Below are 17,790 nucleotides of genomic sequence, written 5' to 3' on the forward strand. Positions count from 1 at the left end.
CCTAAGATTCCCCGGACATGTTTGATCCACTCTACGTCGCCTCTGGCTTCGGCGTCGGCCTGCTTGTCGGGATGACCGGCGTTGGCGGCGGCTCGTTGATGACGCCGCTCCTGATCCTGCTGTTCGGCGTTCATCCCTCCACGGCGGTCGGGACCGACCTGCTCTATGCCGCCGCCACCAAGACCGGCGGCAGCGTGGTCCATGGCTGGTCGCGCAGCGTGCACTGGCCGGCGGTGCTGCGGCTCGCTTCCGGCAGCATTCCGGCGAGCGCGGTGACGCTGCTGGTGTTGTGGAAGCTCGACCTCAAGAGCGATACCGAGCGCAGCCTGGTCAATCTCGTGCTGTGCTTCGCGCTGATCCTGACTGCGACGTCGCTGATCTTCCGCAAGTCGCTCATGGATCGCTACCGGAAGCGCCTCGAGCAGGTCGACGCGCGCACCACCGCAATTGCGACAGTGATCACCGGAATCGTACTCGGCGCGCTGGTCTCGATCTCGTCGGTCGGCGCCGGTGCGGTCGGCGTCACCGTGTTGCTGCTGCTCTACCCGCGCTTGCCGATGGCGACCATCGTCGGCTCCGACATTGCCCATGCCGTGCCGCTAACGCTGGTTGCCGGCATCGGACACTGGGCGCTCGGTGACGTCGACTGGGCGCTGATGGCCGTGCTGCTGCTGGGCTCGCTGCCCGGCATCATCGTCGGCAGTTTCAGCGCGACGCGCGTCCCTGAGACGGTGCTGCGCCTGACGCTTGCCAGCGTGCTGTTCGTAGTCGCCGGCAAGATCATGTTTGCGGAGCTGAATTTGTCGACGGCCTTCGTGACGGCGCTGGCCTGGACGCATTGAGCGAGAGGCTGCCGCCTCGTTCTCACTTTCGTAGGGTGGGCAAAACGAAAGCGTGCCCACCGCTTCTTTCAAGCGCGGAAAAATGGTGGGCACGGCGCTGACGCGCCTTTGCCCACCCTGCGGCATCGAGCGCTTACTCCGCGGTCCAGCCGCCATCGATCGAGAGATTGGTGCCGGTGATCTGCGCGGCATCGTCGCTGCACAGGAACAGAGCGAGCGCGGCGACCTGCTCGGAGGTGACGAACTCCTTGGTCGGCTGCGCATCGAGCAGCACGTCGTTGATGACCTGCTCGCGCGTCAGATTGCGCGCCTTCATCGTGTCGGGGATCTGCTTCTCGACCAACGGCGTCCAGACATAGCCGGGGCTGATGCAGTTGCAGGTGATCTTGTGGGTCGCAACTTCCAGCGCCACGGTCTTGGTGAGACCGGCGATGCCGTGCTTGGCCGACACATAGGCCGATTTGAAGGGCGAGGCGACGAGTGAGTGCGCCGACGCCGTGTTGATGATGCGGCCCCACCCCTTCTTCTTCATGCCGGGCACGGCGGCACGGATGGCATGGAAGGCCGACGACAGGTTGATGGCGATGATCTGGTCCCACTTCTCGAGCGGAAACTCCTCGATCGGCGAGACGAACTGGATGCCGGCATTGTTGACGAGGATGTCGACCGAACCGAACGTCTTCTCGCCGAGCGCGATCATCCCGGCGATCTCGGCGGGCTTGGTCATATCGGCGGGCGAGTAGATCGCCTTGACCTTGAAATCGGACTCGATCTTGGCGCGCTCCTTCTCGATGTCCTCGGGCGAGCCGAAGCCGTTGATGACCACGTTGGCGCCGGCGGCGGCGAAGGCGCGTGCGTAAGCGAGCCCGATGCCGCTGGTCGATCCGGTCACGACGGCGTTCTTGCCTGACAGACTACCCATTTCATTCGCTCCTTTTTGCCGAGGGTGCGGTGACGTCCCCCGTGAGATCGTAGGTGACCATGGTCTCGCCGGACTGCGGCCTCTCGAGCCAGTCCTTGTGGCGCATCGACAGATGCACGTCGCGCACCCCGGCTTCCCAATGCTCGACCATGGCGACATGCGAGAAGTCGTAGTCCTTGGACGAGGATTCGTAGTTCTTGCTGCGATAGATCAGGTGCACCACCGTGACCGTGCTTTCGCGCGCCGCTTTCGCGAGGAATTCGACGGAGGGATCGTTCTTGAGATAATCCGGCAACTTGCTGATGAGATCGCGCACCGCCCGGCGGGCGTTGTGCAGCTGCTTGTTCTTGTCGGTGTTCATCCGCGTGCGGCTGGAATAGCGGATGTCCTTCTCGCGCTCGGCGGCCTCGAGCAGCGAGGTCGGCAGGTCGCCGCGCGCGGAAAACAGGTCGACCTGGAAGATCAGCATGTCGCGGGCAAGCTCGGCGTCGAGCACGTAGTCGAGCGGCGTGTTGGAGGCGATACCGCCGTCCCAATAGTGCTCGCCATCGATGACGACGGACGGAAACCCCGGCGGCAGCGCGCCGGAGGCCATGATGTGCTCGGGGCCGATTCTCTTGCCGAGCTTCTTGAACTCGTAATTGTCGAAATATTTGAAGTTGCCGGAGGTGACGCCGACCGCACCGATCGACAGGCGCGTCTTCACATCGTTGATGCGGTCGAAATCGACCAGACGCTCCAGCGTCTTCTTCAGCGGCGCGGTGTCGTAATAGCTCTCCGCCTCAGGGTGACCCGGCGGCCACAGCGGTGCCGGCGGAACGCGCGGGACGAAGAAACCGGGCACGCCGAAGGTCGCGATCAGCGCTGCGCTCGTCGAGTTGAAGAGCTCGCGGCTGTGATCGCTCTTGCCGACCGGCTTCCACGGCACCGGCGCCGACACCATCTCCCAGAATTCCTTCAGCCGCTCGACGCGGGTGCGACCCTCGTTGCCGGCGATGATGGCGGCGTTGATGGCGCCGATGGAGATGCCGGCGACCCATTCCGGCTCGAAGCCGTAGCCACACAGCGCCTGGAAGGCGCCGGCCTGGTACGAGCCGAGCGCACCACCGCCCTGGAGGACCAGGACGCGTTGCGCATTCGCGGGGATGCTGGCGGAGTCCGGACTATGATCTGTCATGAGGGAACAATAGCAAAAGGCGAGCCACCGTGGCGACAGTCCGCCGCGGCGTCAATGCATCCCGGGATCAAGTCTGGCTTATCGCGGGTCCGTCGAAGCCAGGATCATGGTCCAGAACACCTTGTATTTGGTGCCGGGAGCATAGCCCGCCGCGATGCCCAATTTTGTGACACCGCCCTTGAGCATGTTGGCACGGTGAGGCGGCGAGTCGCGCCAGCCGGAAAACGCTTCCGCCAGCGTATGATAGCCGGCCGAGACGTTCTCGACCGCCACGGTCGCGGGATAGCCGCCGCCGGCGAGCCGCTTGGCGAGCGGCGCGCGAACGTCATGGTCCATCTTGTTGGCGGCCGCCATGGCCTGGGACTGGGATTCGGCGAGCAGCATCAAATCGGGATCGATCACGACGGTACCGAGCCCGTTGTTCTGGCGGTATTGCGAGATCATCACGGCGGCTGCCTGTGCATCGAGCTTGGCGCCCGGGACCGCCATGTCGGTATACATGGACGGCTGCTGGACCGGCGCTTCGTTGCCGGCGCAGCCGGCCAAAAGCAAAGTGATTGATATTGCGGCCGCAGCGCGCATGAATCAGGCCCCCAAATGAGGGGCCGTTGTTGCATACCAACCGTGGCTGAAAGGTGAATTTTGAGGAAAATGTGCTCGGTGTCATTCCGGGTTTGGTCCTTCGGACCATCCCGGAATGACGGGGATCTAGCCCGCAAATATCCGGTAGCGGCGCGGTTCGAGCCCGATCGTGTCGCCGGCGCGCAGTTCCCTATCGCGGGGCGCGTCGATCTCGATGGTCTCGCCGCCTGATAGCGCGACCTCGGCGCGCTGCACGGGGCCGAAATTGCGAACATGCTGAACCGCGCCCTCGAAGGCGCCGGAGCCGGGCGGGCCGACCAGCATGTCATGTCGCCGCACGAACAGTTTTGACGCGCCAGGCACAAGCCCATCCGCAGCAAGCCGCAGCGGTCGGTCGCCGAGCCGGATCACGCCGCCGTTCACTTCAACCGGGAGCTCGATGGATTCGCCGATGAAGCCGTGGACGAAAGCGGTCGCCGGGCTTTCATAGACATCGTCGGGCGAGCCGATCTGCTCGATCCGGCCCTTGTCCATCACCACGACGCGGTTGGCGACTTCCAGCGCCTCCTCCTGATCGTGGGTGACGAAGATCGAGGTGACGTTGATCTCGTGATGCAGCGAGCGCAGCCATCGGCGCAGCTCTTTGCGCACCTTGGCATCGAGCGCACCGAAGGGCTCATCGAGCAAGAGGATGCGCGGCTCGATCGCGAGGGCGCGGGCGAGCGCGATGCGCTGGCGCTGACCGCCGGAAAGCTGGCTCGGATAGCGATCGGCGAGCCAGTCGAGCTGCACGAGATCGAGTAGCTCCTTCACCCGCGCACGGATCGTGGCTTCGTCTTTCCGGACCGCGCGTGGCTGCACGCGCAGGCCGAAGGCGACGTTCTCGAACACGGTCATGTGGCGGAACAGCGCGTAGTGCTGGAACACGAAGCCCACATGCCGTTCGCGCGCGCCCTGCGCCAGCGCGTCCTCGCCGTTGAAGGACACGTCGCCAGCGTCGGGCCAGTCGAGGCCGGCGATGATCCGCAACAGCGTGGTCTTGCCGGAGCCTGATGGCCCGAGCAGCGCGACCAGCTCACCATTGTCGACCTTGAGATCGACGCCGTCGAGCGCTTTGAAGCTGCCGAACTTCTTGACGAGATTCCTGACTTCAATGGTCACGGGCGTCTTGTCCTTCGTCCAGATGACGTTCGAGAACGGTTTTTGCGATCAGCGTGATCAGCGCCAGCATCGCCAGCAGCGAGGCGATCGCGAAGGCGGCGACGAATTGGTATTCGTTGTAGAGGATCTCGACCAGGAGCGGCATGGTGTTGGTCTCGCCGCGGATATGGCCGGAGACGACCGAGACCGCGCCGAACTCACCCATCGCGCGCGCGTTACAGAGCAGCACGCCATAGAGCACGCCCCATTTGATGTTCGGCAGTGTGACACGGAAGAAGGTTTGCAGGCCCGAGGCGCCGAGCGAGATCGCCGCTTCCTCCTCTTGCGTGCCTTGCTCTTGCATCAGCGGGATCAGCGCGCGCGCCACGAAGGGAAAGGTCACGAAGGTGGTGGCGAGCGCAATGCCGGGAACCGCGAACAGGATCTGGATGTCGTGCTCGCGCAGCCAGGTACCGAAATAGCCCTGCGCGCCGAACAGCAGCACGAAGACGAGGCCCGAGATCACCGGGCTGACCGAGAACGGCAGGTCGATCAGCGTGATCAGGAAGGTCTTGCCCCTGAAGTCGAACTTGGCGATGGCCCAGGCCGCGATGAGACCAAAGACAAGATTGAGGCCGACAGAGATCGCAGCGACCAGCAGCGTCAGCTTGATCGCAGCCAGCGCCTCCGGCTCGGCCAGCGCGGCGAGATAGGCGAGGATTCCTTTCGAGAACGCCTGGGCGAACACCACGACGAGCGGCAGCACGACGAAGACGGTGAGGAAGATCATCGCCAGCGCGATGATGGTGATGCGCACCGCCCTGGGTTCGGTCCGCAGGCTGTCGCGCGCGGCGGCCGCATGCGCACGTGCGCGCGCATCGGGCGAGACCAGCGAAGCGGATTCTGCGATCTGCAACGTCATCGCATCCCCCTCAGCGCTCCGGGATCCGGCTCTGCGCCCAGCGCTGGAGCCGGTTGACGGCGAAGATGATGACGAAGGAGACGACGAGCATGACCACCGCGATCGCGGTCGCATCGGCGTAGCGGAATTCGGACAGCCGGATCACGATCAGCAGCGGCGCGATCTCGGAGACATTAGGCAGATTTCCGGCGATGAAGATCACCGAGCCGTATTCGCCGACCGCACGGGCGAAGGCGAGCGCAAGGCCGGTGAGCAGCGCTGGTGCGAGCGACGGCAGGATTACGCGGATGATGGTCTGCCAGCGGCTGGCGCCCAGGCTGCCCGCGGCCTCCTCGATCTCGGGGTCGAGATCCTGGAGCACCGGCTGCACCGTGCGCACCACGAAGGGAATGCCGATGAAGATCATGGCAACGAAGATGCCGACCGGCGTGAACGCCACCTTGATGCCGAGCGCCGCGAGCGGCGCCCCTAACCAGCCCTTCTCGGCGAACAGCGCAGTCAACGCGACGCCGGCGACCGCGGTGGGCAGCGCGAAGGGCACGTCGACGATGGCATCGAACAGCCGCCGGCCGGGAAAGCGGTAGCGCACCAGCGCCCAGACGATGATGCTGCCCATCACCAGATTGACGCAGGCCGCCACGAAGGCGAGGCCGAAGGAGACGCGAAGCGCGTTCAGCGTGCGGCGGCTGGAAAGGATATTCCAGAACTGTTCCGGGCTCAGCTCAAGCGATCTCAGGAACAGACCGGCGAGCGGAATCAGGATGATGACGGACAGCCAGGAAAGCGTCAGTCCCATGGTGAGACCGAAGCCCGGCAATGTCCGGCGTCGTACTGCGAGTGCGCTCACCAGGCCCCCTGCTAAAAACCGCCCAAAGACAGCGCTCGATCAGTTCTTGTAGATCTGATCAAAGACGCCGCCGTCGGCGAAATGTTCCCGCTGCGCCTTGGTCCAGCCGCCGAAGACGTCGTCGATCGTGAACAGCTCGACCTTGGCGAAGGCGCTTTCGTGCTTCTTGGCGACCTCGGGATCGCGCGGGCGGTAGAAATTGCGCGCGGCGATCTCCTGCCCCTCTTTGGTGTACCAATATTGGAGATAGGCATCGGCGGCGTTGCGGGTGCCTTTTTTATCGGCAACCTTGTCGACGATGGCGACCGGCGGCTCGGCGAGGATCGACTGCGGCGGCGCCACGATCTCGAACTTGTTCGCGCCGAACTCCTTCAGCGCCAGGAACGCCTCGTTCTCCCAGGCGAGCAGCACGTCGCCGACGCCGCGCTCGACGAAGGTCACGGTGGCGCCGCGCGCGCCGGTATCGAGCACCGGCACCTGCTGATAAAGCTTTCCGATGAACTCCTTGGCCTTGTCGGCCGAGCCGAACTTCTTCTGCGCAAAGCCCCAAGCCGCGAGGTAATTCCAGCGCGCGCCGCCTGATGTCTTCGGGTTCGGCGTGACCACCGCGACGCCCGGCTTGATCAAATCGTCCCAGTCCTTGATGCCCTTGGGATTGCCCTTGCGCACCAGGAAGACGATGGTCGAGGTGTAGGGTGATGAATTCTGCGGCAGCCGCTTCTGCCAATCGGCTGTGGTGAGGCCCTTGGCGGCGATGGCGTCGATGTCATAGGCGAGCGCGAGCGTCACCACATCGGCCTGCAATCCGTCGATCACCGCGCGCGCCTGCGAACCGCTGCCGCCATGCGACTGCTTGATCTCGACGCTCTTGCCGGTTTCCTTCTGATAGGCGTTCGCGAACGCCTTGTTGAACTCGGCATAGAGCTCGCGCGTCGGATCGTACGACACGTTCAGCAGATTGATGTCAGCGGCGAGAGCCGAGCTTGCCCAGAGAAGTCCTGCAGCGAGCGGAACGATACGGCGCATCATGTCCATCTCCATTCACTTCGTTGACGTCGGTGTCAGCGAAGGCGTGCAGGCATAACTCGGGTCGAAACGCGCTTAAGTCAACGGAACCGGATTTTCTTGTTCGCGATGTCGCAGCCCGACTGTGCTACGAAGTCTTCATCGTGTGAATGCCGCATTCTGTCTTGGCCCGGCCGCGCCAGCGACCGGCGCGAGAATCCTCGCCTTCGGCCGTTCTGCTCGTGCAAGGCATACACCCAACCGACAGGAAACCGGAGGCGACGAGAGGGTGACGCGGCAATTTGGCGCGGACGAAGATGGCCTCGAGTTCCTCGCGCGAGACATTGGCGAACGGGTTGAACTTCAACCGCGCGCCGTCGTGCTCGACGACCGGAATGTCGGCGCGTGCGTTGCCCTGGAAACGCTTGCGGCCGTTGAGCCAGGCCGAGAACGGCTTGAGCGCACGCGCCAGCGGCTCCACCTTGCGGATGCGGCAGCAGGCGTCGGGATTGGAGAACCAGAGCTCGCGGTCGGGATCGTCGCGCGATAGCGTTTCCTCGGCCGGCTTGATCGAACGGACGTCCTTCAGGCCCAGCGTCGCGATCAAAGTGTCGCGATAGGCGAGCGTCTCTTCGAACAACCAGCCGGTGTCGAGAAAGATCACCGGGATCGCCGGGTCGACGTCCGCCATCACCTTGAGCAGCGTCGCCGATTCCGTACCGAAGGACGACACCAGCGCGAGCTTGTCGCGCCCGACCGTCTTCAGCGCTGCGGCGATGACCTCCGCGGGCGAGGCATCGCGTAAGCTCCGATCGAGCTCGTCCGCTGGGGGCAGCGCAGAGATGGACGAAACCTGAGGCGCGATCGCGTTCACGTGCCGACACCTTCGGAATGGCGCAACTGCATGCGCCGGTGCAGGGCCGTGATGCGGCCGTCGCCGGTCGGCTGGTAGAACACCGAATAGCGCTTGGCGGTCTGCATGAAGGCTTCCGCGTCGGCTTGCTTCTTGACCTCGAAGGCATCGAAGCCGGCACGCAGCATGAATACGAACTGGTCGCGCAGCACCTGGCCGGTGGCACGCAACTCACCGCGGTAATTGTAGCGCTCCCGCAGCAGCCGGGCCTGGCTGTAGGCACGGCCGTCGCGGAAAGTCGGAAACACCAGCGCGACCGTGGCGACCTTGCCAAGATAGGGCACGAGCTCGGCGATGTCGCGATTGTTGGGCCAGATCACGCCGACCTTGCCGGCGCGCTTGAGCAGGCCTTCCGCCTCACCGAGGAAGCGCTCGGCCGGCACCAGGATGTCGCCGCTCTCGGGCAGCGGCGTATCGACGGCGAGCTTGACGAAGCTGTCGTCGACGATCTTTCCGCCGTTAACGAGTGGCATAGACGCGCTCCTTGAAGGGTTCGACGCCGAGGCGTTTCACCGTGTCCATGAACAGCTCTTCGGGCCGCTCGCGCAGCGCCAGATAAGCTTCCACGATGTCCTCGACGACGTCGGCGACCTCGTCGAACTTGACGCCGGGACCGATCAGGGTGCCGAGCGCGGCGTTCTCGTCGGCACGGCCACCGATGGTGATCTGGTAGACCTCCTCGCCGTTCTTCTCGACGCCGAGAATGCCGATATGGCCGACATGATGATGGCCGCAGGCATTGATGCAGCCGGAGATGTTGATGTGGAGACGCCCGATCAGGTTGGCCAGCTCGTGATTGGCGAACCGCCGCGTCAGCTCCTGCGCGATTGGGATCGAGCGCGCATTCGCCAGCGAGCAATAATCGAGTCCCGGGCAGGCGATGATGTCGGTGATCAGGTTGACATTGGGCGTCGCGAGGCCAAGCTTGTCGAGCGCCTTCCACAGCGCCGGCAGATCGCGCTTGGCGACATGCGGCAGCGCCAGGTTCTGCTCGTGGCCGACACGAATCTCCCCAAAGGAGTATTTATCGGCGAGATCGGCCAGCGCATCCATCTGCTCGGCCGTGGCATCGCCCGGCGGCCCGCCGGTCGGTTTCAGCGAGATCGTGACGATCGAATAGCCCTGCACCTTGTGCGGGGCGACCGAGTTCTTGCGCCATGCCTCGAAGTCAGGATCGGCTGCGGCCTGCCGCAGCTCGTCCGGCATGTGCGGCAGCTTCTCGTAGGCCGGATAGGTGAAGCGCGAACGGATGTCCTCAATCACCTCGTCGTCGATCTGGAGCGAGGAGTTGCGGATCTGCTGCCACTCATCCTCGACCTCGCGCGAGAATTTTTCGATGCCGAGCTCGTGCACCAGGATCTTGATGCGCGCCTTGTAGATGTTGTCGCGGCGGCCGTACTGGTTGTAGACGCGTAAGATAGCCTCGATGTAGCTGAGGATGTCGCGGCCATGCACGAAGTGCTTGATGGTCTTGGCGATGAACGGCGTGCGGCCGAGGCCACCGCCGACCAGCACTTCGAAGCCGGTCTCGCTCTTCTCGTTCTTGATCAGCCGGAGGCCGATGTCGTGGATCTTGATCGCGGCGCGGTCATGATCGGACGCAGTGATCGCGATCTTGAACTTGCGCGGCAGGAACGAGAATTCCGGATGCAGCGTGGTGTGCTGGCGGATCAGCTCCGACCAGATGCGGGGATCCTCGATCTCGCCCGGCGCGACGCCGGCCCACTGATCCGAGGTGACGTTGCGCATGTTGTTGCCGGAGGTCTGCATCGCATGGATGCCGACCTTGGCGAGATCAGCCAGCGCGTCCGGCAGCTCGGCAAGCTTGATCCAGTTGAACTGGATGTTCTGCCGCGTGGTGAAATGGCCGTAGCCGCGATCATATTTGCGCGCGACATGGGCGAGTGCCCGCAGCTGGTTGGTCGCCAGCGTTCCGTAGGGGATCGCAACGCGGAACATGTAGGCGTGCAGTTGCAGATAGACGCCGTTCTGGAGCCGCAGGATCTTGAACTCGTCCTCGGTGAGCTCGCCGGAGAGGCGCCGCTTCACCTGGTCGCGGAACTCCGAGACGCGCTCGTTGACGAGCGTGCGGTCGATTTCGTCGTAAGCATACATAAGAAAGCGCCTTAAAGCTGGGCCGGCTGTCCGATGGTGACGCCGGTGCGGCGGATCTGTTCACGCAGATTGCCGGGCTGGACCTTGCCGTCCGCACCGATCTGCACCGGCGCGATATAGGGACCGATCGCGCCGACGTCATCGGCGACGGACTCAGCAAGCAACGCCTTCGCCTCGTCGGAGTTGCGCACGATCGCGGCTTCCGACAGGTCCGCGGACCAGCCCTTGGCGGCGGTGCGATAGACCACAATGCCGTCCCAGGTGCGGTTGGCGGTCACGACCGAGGGGCCGGCGATTTTGATCTTCTTCTGTTCAAGCGGGGAGGTCATTCGGCTGCATCCAGGAGGTCAGAGATGATTTGGTTGGGAGTTTGGCGGCGAAGCGAGCCGGCATGCCGGACCACCTCGCCGATGATGAGAATGGCAGGACCGCCATTGGTCCGCCGCACGAGCTCGGGCAGGTCGCGGAGCGTGCCGATCGCGCCTTGCGCATCGGGGCGCGTGACGCGGGCGAACACGCCGACCGGGGTTTCCGGCGAACGGCCGGCGGCGAAGAGGCCGGCGCGTATGGCGGGTGCGGCAGTCGTGCCCATGTAGACGACGACGGTCATCTTGGTGTCGGTCAGCGTCGACCAGTCGACGACTTCCGCATCGCGCGCCTTGTGCGCGGTGAGGAAGGTGATGCGAGTTGCTTCATGACGGTAAGTGAGCGGCACTTCGAAATCGGCGGCACCGCCGATACCTGCGGTGATGCCGGGAATGATCGAATAGGCGATGCCGGCGGCGCGCAAGGCTTCCATCTCTTCGCCGCCGCGGCCGAACACGAAGGGATCGCCGCCTTTCAGCCGCACCACGCGCTGGCCGGATTGCGCGGCCTCGATCATGCGCTTGTTGATGGCATCCTGGCCGATGCCGGGCTTGCCGACACGGCGGCCGACGGCAACGCGCGTGGTATCGCGGCGGATGCGGTCGAGAATTTCGGGCGAGACCAGCTCGTCGTGAAAGACGATATCGGCATCCTGCAGCGCGCGCAGCGCCTTGATGGTGAGGAGATCGGGATCGCCGGGCCCGGCGCCGACCAGCGCGACCGAGCCTTCCGGCTTGTCGGCGTGCGCGAAGGCGGAGGGATCAGCAATAGCCTTGAGCGCCGCAGCCGCTTCGTTCTTGCGATCGGCGAGCACGGCAGCGCCGATCGGCCCGTCGATGACGCGCTCCCAGAAGCGGCGGCGCAGCGGAAATTCGGCGATGCGCTCGTTGATGGATTTGCGGAAGCCGCCGATGAATTCGGCGAGCTCGCCGATGCGGGCCGGCAGCAGCGCCTCGATTTTTTCGCGCACGCGCCGCGCCACCACCGGCGAGGTGCCGCCGGTGCCGACCGCGACCACGACGTCGCCGCGATCGACGATCGCCGGGAAGATGAAGCTGGAATGTTCGAGATCGTCCATCACGTTGACGGGCAGACCCAGTGCCTTGGCGCGAACCGACATCGCGACACCGACATCACCTGCGCCGGCGCAGACGACAGCGATGACGCCCGAGAGATCGGCTGCCAGCGGATCATCAGATGCGAATTCAACGCGTGCGGCGTCCTCGGAGCTGAGGCTCAGATCACGATCGCCATCGATCGCATGCACGCGGATGCGCGCGCCGGCAGCCGTGAGCACGCGCAGCTTGGCGCGCAAAAGCTCACCCGCGCCGATGAGAACCACCGGACCGGTCTTGAGATCGAGAAACACCGGCAAGAACCGCATGCGATACCCGCTTCCCCACAAACGGGGTTGACTGGAATTATTTTCTATATATGTCTCGTTTCGAGCGCGCAAAGAGAAAATTTTTTCTTCTCTTCCGCACTGCAACTATAGAATTTTCGCCTCCAAACGCAAAGTGGCAGAGATGCATCTTCTCAAGGACGATTCCGCTGCTGATCGACTGAGCAATCCGGCACTGGCTGAGCGTGTGCGCGCGCAAGAATTTTCTGCCGAGCTTGCCCCAAGCATGGATCATCTCGACCAGCTCGAGGCGCAGAGCATCTACATCTTCCGCGAGGCCTTCGCTCGGCTGAAGAAGATTGCCCTGCTGTGGTCGCTCGGCAAGGACTCCAACGTGATGATCTGGCTGGCGCGGAAAGCCTTCTTCGGCAAGATGCCGTTCCCGGCCCTTCATGTCGACACCGGCAAGAAGTTTTCGGAGATGTATCGCTTCCGCGATCATTACGGCAAAGAGTGGGACCTCGACTTGCGCGTCGAGCCCTGCCCGCCGATCGATGCCGTCGACCCGACGCTGCCGCCGGCCGCGCGTTCCGCCGCGCGCAAGACCGAAGGCCTCAAGATGGCGCTCGCCAAGTATGGCTTTGACGGCCTGATCGCCGGCATTCGCCGCGATGAGGAGGCAACGCGCGCCAAGGAGCGCGTGTTCTCGCCGCGCGGACTGGAAGGCAATTGGGACGTGCGCGACCAGCCGCCGGAGTTCTGGGATCATTTCAATGCCTCGCCGCCGCAAGGCGCGCATTTGCGCATCCACCCGATCCTGCATTGGACCGAGGCCGACATCTGGGCTTACACCAAGCGCGAGAACATCCCGATCATCCCGCTGTATCTCGCCAAGGACGGCAAGCGCTATCGCTCGCTGGGCGATCAGGACATCACCAATCCGGTCGCTTCGACCGCCGTCAGCATCGACGAAATCCTGATCGAGCTCGAACAGACCAAGGTGCCGGAGCGCGCCGGGCGCGCGCTCGACCACGAGACCGAGGACGCTTTCGAGCGCCTGCGCGTCGCCGGCTATCTCTGATTCCCAAGGACGCGAGCGTCGCATGAACATGATCGTCACCACGGCTTCGCCGGCAACTCCGAACGGCACCACGCGTCCGCAAGTGCGCATCGTCATCGTCGGCCATGTCGACCACGGCAAGTCGACGCTGGTCGGCCGCCTCCTGCACGAGACCGGCAGCCTGCCCGACGGCAAGCTCGACATGCTGAAAGCCGTCAGCGCACGGCGCGGCATGCCGTTCGAATGGTCGTTCCTGCTCGACGCACTTCAGACCGAGCGCGACCAGGGCATCACCATCGACACCACGCAGATCCGCTTCCGCACCAATTCGCGCGACATCGTGCTGATCGATGCACCCGGCCACGCCGAATTCCTGCGCAACATGATCACCGGCGCCTCGCAGGCCGACGGCGCGGTGCTGATCATCGACGCGCTCGAAGGCGTGCGCGACCAGACAAGGCGTCATGGCTATCTCCTACATTTGCTCGGCGTGAAGCAGGTCGCGATCGTCGTCAACAAGATGGACCGGGTCGACTTCTCCGCCGATCGCTTCAAGGAGATCAGCGACGAGATTTCCGCGCATCTCAACGGCCTCGGCGTGAAGCCGACCGCAGTGATCCCGATCTCGGCGCGCGATGGCGACGGCGTCGCCGAGCGCACCGACCGGATCGGCTGGTACAAGGGCCCGACGGTTGTCGAGGCGCTCGACGCCCTCGAGCCGGCGCGGCCGCTGGAGACGCTGGCCCTGCGGCTGCCGGTGCAGGCGATCTACAAGTTCGACGACCGCCGCATCGTCGCGGGCCGGATCGAATCCGGCAGCCTGATTGCGGGCGACGAGATCGTGATCATGCCGGCCGGCAAGATCGCCAAGATCAAGACGGTCGAGAGCTGGCCGGTGACACCGGTCGCGGGCCGGCAGGGCGCCGGCCGCTCGGTCGGCATCACGCTCGACCGCGAATTGTTCATCGAGCGCGGCGACATCATCGCGCATGCCGGCACCGCACCGCGCGAGACGCGCCGTCTGCGCGCGCGCATCTTCTGGCTGCACGACAAGCCGCTCGCCAAGGGCGATCAGCTCCTGGTCCGCTGCGGGCCGAAGGAAAGCCGCGCCACCGTGGTGGCGATCGAGAAGGCGGTCGATCCCGGCGAGCTCGAAAGCAGCGAGAACAAGGCGATCGGCCGCAACCATGTCGGCGAGATCGACATCTCTCTGTCGAGCCCGATTGCCACCGATCCCTACACCGAGAATCCGCGCACCGGACGTCTCGTGATCGAGGTGTCCGGGCGCATCGCCGGCGGGGGCCTGGTGCTGTCGGTCGATGCCGGCCAGCGCGCCGTGCCGGTCGACATCGTGCCGGTGGAATCGGCGCTGCGCCCTGACGAGCGCTCCGCGCGCTACCGCCATAACGGTGCCGTGGTCTGGCTCACGGGTCTGCCCGCCTCCGGCAAGTCGACCCTGGCCAAGGCGCTGGAGCGGCGGCTGTTCACCAATGGCGGCTCGCCGATCCTGCTCGACGGCGACACGCTGCGCGCCGGGCTCAATAGCGATCTCGGCTTCACCGCCACTGATCGCAGCGAGAACATCCGCCGCCTCGCGGAAGTCGCGACGCACCTCGCCCGCAACGGCCACATAGCGATCGTCGCCGCGGTCTCACCAGCGCGCGAGGACCGCGCCACCGCGCGCCGGATCGCCGACACCGCGTTCCGCGAAATCCATGTCGCGACGCCTGCAGGCGTGTGCGAGGAGCGCGACCCCAAGGGCCACTACAAGAAGGCCCGCGCCGGCGCACTCACCTCGTTCACCGGCATTGGCAACGACTATGAGGCGCCGCAGGCCGCCGAGCTCGTGATCGATACGTCGGCACGGACCGTCGCCGATGCCGCCGACGAGATCGAGCGCATGCTGAAGACCACCGGCGTGCTGTTCGACGAAGTCGTGGACCTCGCCGCGAATATTTGAGGCACAGCTCCGCTTAAGGAGCACACTCCACGCCACACCAACGGTGTCGTCCCGGCGAAGGCCGGGACCCATACCGCGTGATCTATCGATCGGGCTCTACAGCAGTCCCGGATCACGAATCTTCGCCAAACTCCTCCCTGGGGTAATGGGTCCCAGCCCCCGGTGCGCGATTGCGCACTAGGCCGGGACGACATCGGTGAGGGATAGCACCCGACGGCTATCGCAAGTCGCGGCCCGACCGGTCCCCCACCCTTCCTTGACATTTTGACAACCCCCTAGGGGTCTTCTCACGGCCTTGATTTTGGGGCTAATAGGCCTCCGAAAGCCGCCCTCTATGGGCGCATTTTGCTGCTGTCGGGTCAAAAGCAGCCAAAAGCAGCCATTTCCAACAAGAAAGCCCATCATGAAACGCGTCGATGCCCACGGATTGAAGATCGCTCCCGTCCTGTTCGATTTCATCGCCAAGGAAGCGGCCCCGAAAACGGGGATCGCGCCGGATGCGTTCTGGGCCGGGCTTGCCGCCATCATCAAGGAGCTGGGGCCAAAGAACCGGTCGTTGCTCGCTTTCCGCGACACGCTGCAGGCCAAGATCGACGATTGGCACCGCGCCAACAAGGGCAAGGCGTTCGACCTCAACGCCTATACCGCCTTCCTGAAGGAGATCGGCTATCTCGTCCCGGAGCCGGCGACGCAGAAGGTCGAGACGACCAATGTCGACGAGGAGATCGGCAAGATCTGCGGCCCGCAGCTCGTCGTGCCGCTCACCAATGCGCGCTATGCGCTGAATGCGGCGAATGCGCGCTGGGGCTCGCTCTACGACGCCTTCTACGGCACCGACGCCATTCCGCATGATCCTTCCGAGAGCGGCAAGGGCTACAACAAGGCGCGCGGCGACAAGGTGATCGCCAAGGCCAAGGCATTCCTCGATACCGCCGTGCCGCTGGCGACCGGCAGCCACACCGACGTTACCGCCTATAGCGTCGTCGCGGGCCAGCTCGCGGTGAAGCTGAAGAGCGGCAATGCCACCGCGCTGAAGAACGCGGCGCAGTTCGCAGGCTTCCAGGGCGATGCGGCCGCGCCGTCCGCCGTGCTGCTCGTCAACAACGGCCTGCACATCGACGTCAAGATCGACCGCAGCAGCGCGATCGGTAAGGACGATCCGGCCGGCGTCGCCGACATGATCATGGAGGCCGCGGTCTCGACCATTCTGGACATGGAAGACTCCGTCGCCGCAGTCGATGCCGAGGACAAGGTGCTGGTCTACCGTAACACGCTCGGCCTGATGAACGGCACGCTGTCGGCCGATTTCGAGAAGGGCGGCAAGATGCTGACGCGCGCGCTGAACGCCGACCGCAGCTACAAGACGCCGGATGGTAAGAGCGAGCTCAAGCTGCACGGCCGCAGCCTGCTCCTGATGCGCAATTGCGGTCACCACATGTTCACCGACGCGGTGCTGGACGAGACCGGCGAGGAAATTCCGGAAGGCCTGCTCGATGCGGCCGTGTCGGGCCTGCTCGCCATTCACGACCTCAAGGGCAATTCCAAGGTCAAGAACAGCCGCACGGGATCTGCCTATATCGTCAAGCCGAAGATGCATGGCCCCGACGAGGTGTCGCTGACCTGCGAGATCTTCGACCGCGTCGAGAAGATGCTGGGCTTGCCAGAGAACACGCTCAAGGTCGGCATCATGGACGAGGAGCGGCGCACCACCGTCAACCTCAAGGCCTGCATCCAGCGCGCCTCCAAGCGCATCATGTTCATCAACACCGGCTTCCTCGACCGCACCGGCGACGAGATCCACACCTCGATGGAAGCAGGTCCGATGATCCGCAAGAACGAGATGAAGGCGCAGGCCTGGATCAAGGCCTATGAGGACTGGAACGTCGACATGGGCCTGATCGACGGCCTGCCCGGCCATGCCCAGATCGGCAAGGGCATGTGGGCCGCGCCCGACAAGATGGCGGACATGCTGGCGCAGAAGCTTAGCCATCCGCAGGCCGGCGCCACCACCGCCTGGGTGCCCTCGCCGACCGCCGCGACGCTGCACGCGCTGCACTACCACCAGGTCAACGTCATCGCGCGCCAAGAGGAGCTGACCAAGGGCGGTCCGCGCGCAAAGCTCGCAGACATTCTCACCATCCCGGTGTCGAAGTCGAACTGGGCGCCTGACGACGTCAGGCAGGAGATCGACAACAATTGCCAGGGCATCCTCGGCTATGTCGTGCGCTGGATCGACCAGGGCGTCGGCTGCTCGAAGGTGCCCGACATCCACGATGTCGGTCTGATGGAAGACCGCGCTACTTTACGCATCTCCAGCCAGCATCTCGCCAACTGGCTGCACCAGGGCGTCATCACCGAAGCGCAGGTGATGGAATCGCTCAAGCGCATGGCCGTGGTCGTCGACAAACAGAACGCGGGCGATCCGATCTACAAGCCGATGGCGCCCGCCTTCGACGGCGTCGCCTTCAAGGCGGCCTGCGACCTCATCTTCAAGGGCCGCGAGCAGCCGAACGGTTACACCGAATACATCCTCACCGCCCGCCGCCGCGAGGCGAAGGCAGCGGGTTAAGGGCGAAACGTCGCGGCGCGCAGCGGAA

General features: G+C 64.5%; 16 protein-coding genes. 4 read left to right on the forward strand and 12 right to left on the reverse strand.

The window, feature by feature from the left end:
* The first annotated feature begins 17 nt into the window (after nucleotides 1-17).
* Nucleotides 18-842, forward strand: a complete 825-nt coding sequence (locus tag ACNJX8_RS37425; protein ID WP_439358732.1) for a sulfite exporter TauE/SafE family protein — start codon at nucleotides 18-20, stop codon at nucleotides 840-842.
* Between the two features lie 133 nt (nucleotides 843-975).
* Here the strand turns inward: ACNJX8_RS37425 and ACNJX8_RS37430 are convergent, their stop codons facing one another.
* The 12 genes from ACNJX8_RS37430 to cysG form a co-directional block, all read right to left on the reverse strand.
* Nucleotides 976-1,764 carry a 3-hydroxybutyrate dehydrogenase gene (locus tag ACNJX8_RS37430; protein WP_091881341.1) on the reverse strand — a complete coding sequence of 263 codons (789 nt, stop codon included), beginning with the start codon at nucleotides 1,762-1,764 and terminating at the stop codon, nucleotides 976-978.
* A 1-nt stretch (nucleotide 1,765) separates the two neighbouring features.
* The gene (locus ACNJX8_RS37435; RefSeq protein ID WP_128936602.1) at nucleotides 1,766-2,941 is read right to left on the reverse strand and encodes a DUF3734 domain-containing protein; all 1,176 of its coding nucleotides are present in this window, start codon (nucleotides 2,939-2,941) and stop codon (nucleotides 1,766-1,768) included.
* 78 nt (nucleotides 2,942-3,019) lie between these two features.
* Entirely contained in the window at nucleotides 3,020-3,523 is a 504-nt protein-coding gene (locus tag ACNJX8_RS37440) for a CAP domain-containing protein (protein ID WP_128940057.1), read from the reverse strand.
* A gap of 126 nt (nucleotides 3,524-3,649) precedes the next feature.
* Complete coding sequence (locus ACNJX8_RS37445) at nucleotides 3,650-4,684, reverse strand: sulfate/molybdate ABC transporter ATP-binding protein (protein WP_439358733.1); 1,035 nt, start codon at nucleotides 4,682-4,684, stop codon at nucleotides 3,650-3,652.
* Nucleotides 4,674-5,585, reverse strand: a complete 912-nt coding sequence (cysW, locus tag ACNJX8_RS37450) for a sulfate ABC transporter permease subunit CysW (protein WP_128955519.1) — start codon at nucleotides 5,583-5,585, stop codon at nucleotides 4,674-4,676. The genes ACNJX8_RS37445 and cysW overlap by 11 nt, the downstream gene beginning before the upstream one ends.
* A 10-nt stretch (nucleotides 5,586-5,595) precedes the next feature.
* Nucleotides 5,596-6,432, reverse strand: coding sequence for a sulfate ABC transporter permease subunit CysT (cysT, locus tag ACNJX8_RS37455; RefSeq protein WP_439358734.1), 837 nt, complete (start codon nucleotides 6,430-6,432; stop codon nucleotides 5,596-5,598).
* Nucleotides 6,433-6,471: 39 nt separating this feature from the next.
* Complete coding sequence (locus tag ACNJX8_RS37460; protein ID WP_164934720.1) at nucleotides 6,472-7,461, reverse strand: sulfate ABC transporter substrate-binding protein; 990 nt, start codon at nucleotides 7,459-7,461, stop codon at nucleotides 6,472-6,474.
* A gap of 124 nt (nucleotides 7,462-7,585) precedes the next feature.
* Nucleotides 7,586-8,311: a phosphoadenylyl-sulfate reductase gene (locus ACNJX8_RS37465; RefSeq protein WP_439358735.1), complete on the reverse strand. Its 726-nt coding sequence runs from the start codon at nucleotides 8,309-8,311 to the stop codon at nucleotides 7,586-7,588.
* Nucleotides 8,308-8,823, reverse strand: coding sequence for a DUF934 domain-containing protein (locus ACNJX8_RS37470; protein ID WP_438104645.1), 516 nt, complete (start codon nucleotides 8,821-8,823; stop codon nucleotides 8,308-8,310). Before ACNJX8_RS37470 ends, ACNJX8_RS37465 begins: the two co-directional genes overlap by 4 nt.
* Nucleotides 8,810-10,465, reverse strand: coding sequence for a nitrite/sulfite reductase (locus ACNJX8_RS37475; protein ID WP_439358736.1), 1,656 nt, complete (start codon nucleotides 10,463-10,465; stop codon nucleotides 8,810-8,812). Before ACNJX8_RS37475 ends, ACNJX8_RS37470 begins: the two co-directional genes overlap by 14 nt.
* Before the next feature lie 11 nt (nucleotides 10,466-10,476).
* Entirely contained in the window at nucleotides 10,477-10,794 is a 318-nt protein-coding gene (locus tag ACNJX8_RS37480) for a DUF2849 domain-containing protein (protein ID WP_439358737.1), read from the reverse strand.
* The gene (gene cysG, locus ACNJX8_RS37485) at nucleotides 10,791-12,215 is read right to left on the reverse strand and encodes a siroheme synthase CysG (protein WP_439358738.1); all 1,425 of its coding nucleotides are present in this window, start codon (nucleotides 12,213-12,215) and stop codon (nucleotides 10,791-10,793) included. Before cysG ends, ACNJX8_RS37480 begins: the two co-directional genes overlap by 4 nt.
* Nucleotides 12,216-12,459: 244 nt before the next feature.
* Here cysG and cysD point away from each other — a divergent pair, with 244 nt between their 5' ends.
* The 3 genes from cysD (at nucleotide 12,460) to ACNJX8_RS37500 (ending at nucleotide 17,762) form a co-directional block, all read left to right on the forward strand.
* The gene (gene cysD, locus ACNJX8_RS37490; RefSeq protein ID WP_091882044.1) at nucleotides 12,460-13,254 is read left to right on the forward strand and encodes a sulfate adenylyltransferase subunit CysD; all 795 of its coding nucleotides are present in this window, start codon (nucleotides 12,460-12,462) and stop codon (nucleotides 13,252-13,254) included.
* Nucleotides 13,255-13,276: 22 nt separating this feature from the next.
* Nucleotides 13,277-15,193: an adenylyl-sulfate kinase gene (gene cysC / locus ACNJX8_RS37495; protein WP_439358739.1), complete on the forward strand. Its 1,917-nt coding sequence runs from the start codon at nucleotides 13,277-13,279 to the stop codon at nucleotides 15,191-15,193.
* Between the two features lie 403 nt (nucleotides 15,194-15,596).
* Complete coding sequence (locus ACNJX8_RS37500) at nucleotides 15,597-17,762, forward strand: malate synthase G (protein ID WP_439358740.1); 2,166 nt, start codon at nucleotides 15,597-15,599, stop codon at nucleotides 17,760-17,762.
* Nucleotides 17,763-17,790 lie beyond the last annotated feature (28 nt).

It is taken from the genome of Bradyrhizobium sp. SPXBL-04 (genome assembly GCF_051853035.1).
In the GTDB taxonomy this organism is placed as follows: domain Bacteria; phylum Pseudomonadota; class Alphaproteobacteria; order Rhizobiales; family Xanthobacteraceae; genus Bradyrhizobium; species Bradyrhizobium zhanjiangense.

Bases quoted from the DNA above. Each gene is read 5' to 3' on its own strand.
- ACNJX8_RS37425 (WP_439358732.1), top strand. From the start codon at position 18: ATGTTTGATCCACTCTACGTCGCCTCTGGCTTCGGCGTCGGCCTGCTT.
- ACNJX8_RS37430 (WP_091881341.1), bottom strand. From the start codon at position 1,764: ATGGGTAGTCTGTCAGGCAAGAACGCCGTCGTGACCGGATCGACCAGC.
- ACNJX8_RS37435 (WP_128936602.1), bottom strand. From the start codon at position 2,941: ATGACAGATCATAGTCCGGACTCCGCCAGCATCCCCGCGAATGCGCAA.
- ACNJX8_RS37440 (WP_128940057.1), bottom strand. From the start codon at position 3,523: ATGCGCGCTGCGGCCGCAATATCAATCACTTTGCTTTTGGCCGGCTGC.
- cysW (WP_128955519.1), bottom strand. From the start codon at position 5,585: ATGACGTTGCAGATCGCAGAATCCGCTTCGCTGGTCTCGCCCGATGCG.
- ACNJX8_RS37460 (WP_164934720.1), bottom strand. From the start codon at position 7,461: ATGATGCGCCGTATCGTTCCGCTCGCTGCAGGACTTCTCTGGGCAAGC.
- ACNJX8_RS37470 (WP_438104645.1), bottom strand. From the start codon at position 8,823: ATGCCACTCGTTAACGGCGGAAAGATCGTCGACGACAGCTTCGTCAAG.
- ACNJX8_RS37475 (WP_439358736.1), bottom strand. From the start codon at position 10,465: ATGTATGCTTACGACGAAATCGACCGCACGCTCGTCAACGAGCGCGTC.
- ACNJX8_RS37480 (WP_439358737.1), bottom strand. From the start codon at position 10,794: ATGACCTCCCCGCTTGAACAGAAGAAGATCAAAATCGCCGGCCCCTCG.
- cysG (WP_439358738.1), bottom strand. From the start codon at position 12,215: ATGCGGTTCTTGCCGGTGTTTCTCGATCTCAAGACCGGTCCGGTGGTT.
- cysD (WP_091882044.1), top strand. From the start codon at position 12,460: ATGGATCATCTCGACCAGCTCGAGGCGCAGAGCATCTACATCTTCCGC.
- cysC (WP_439358739.1), top strand. From the start codon at position 13,277: ATGAACATGATCGTCACCACGGCTTCGCCGGCAACTCCGAACGGCACC.
- ACNJX8_RS37500 (WP_439358740.1), top strand. From the start codon at position 15,597: ATGAAACGCGTCGATGCCCACGGATTGAAGATCGCTCCCGTCCTGTTC.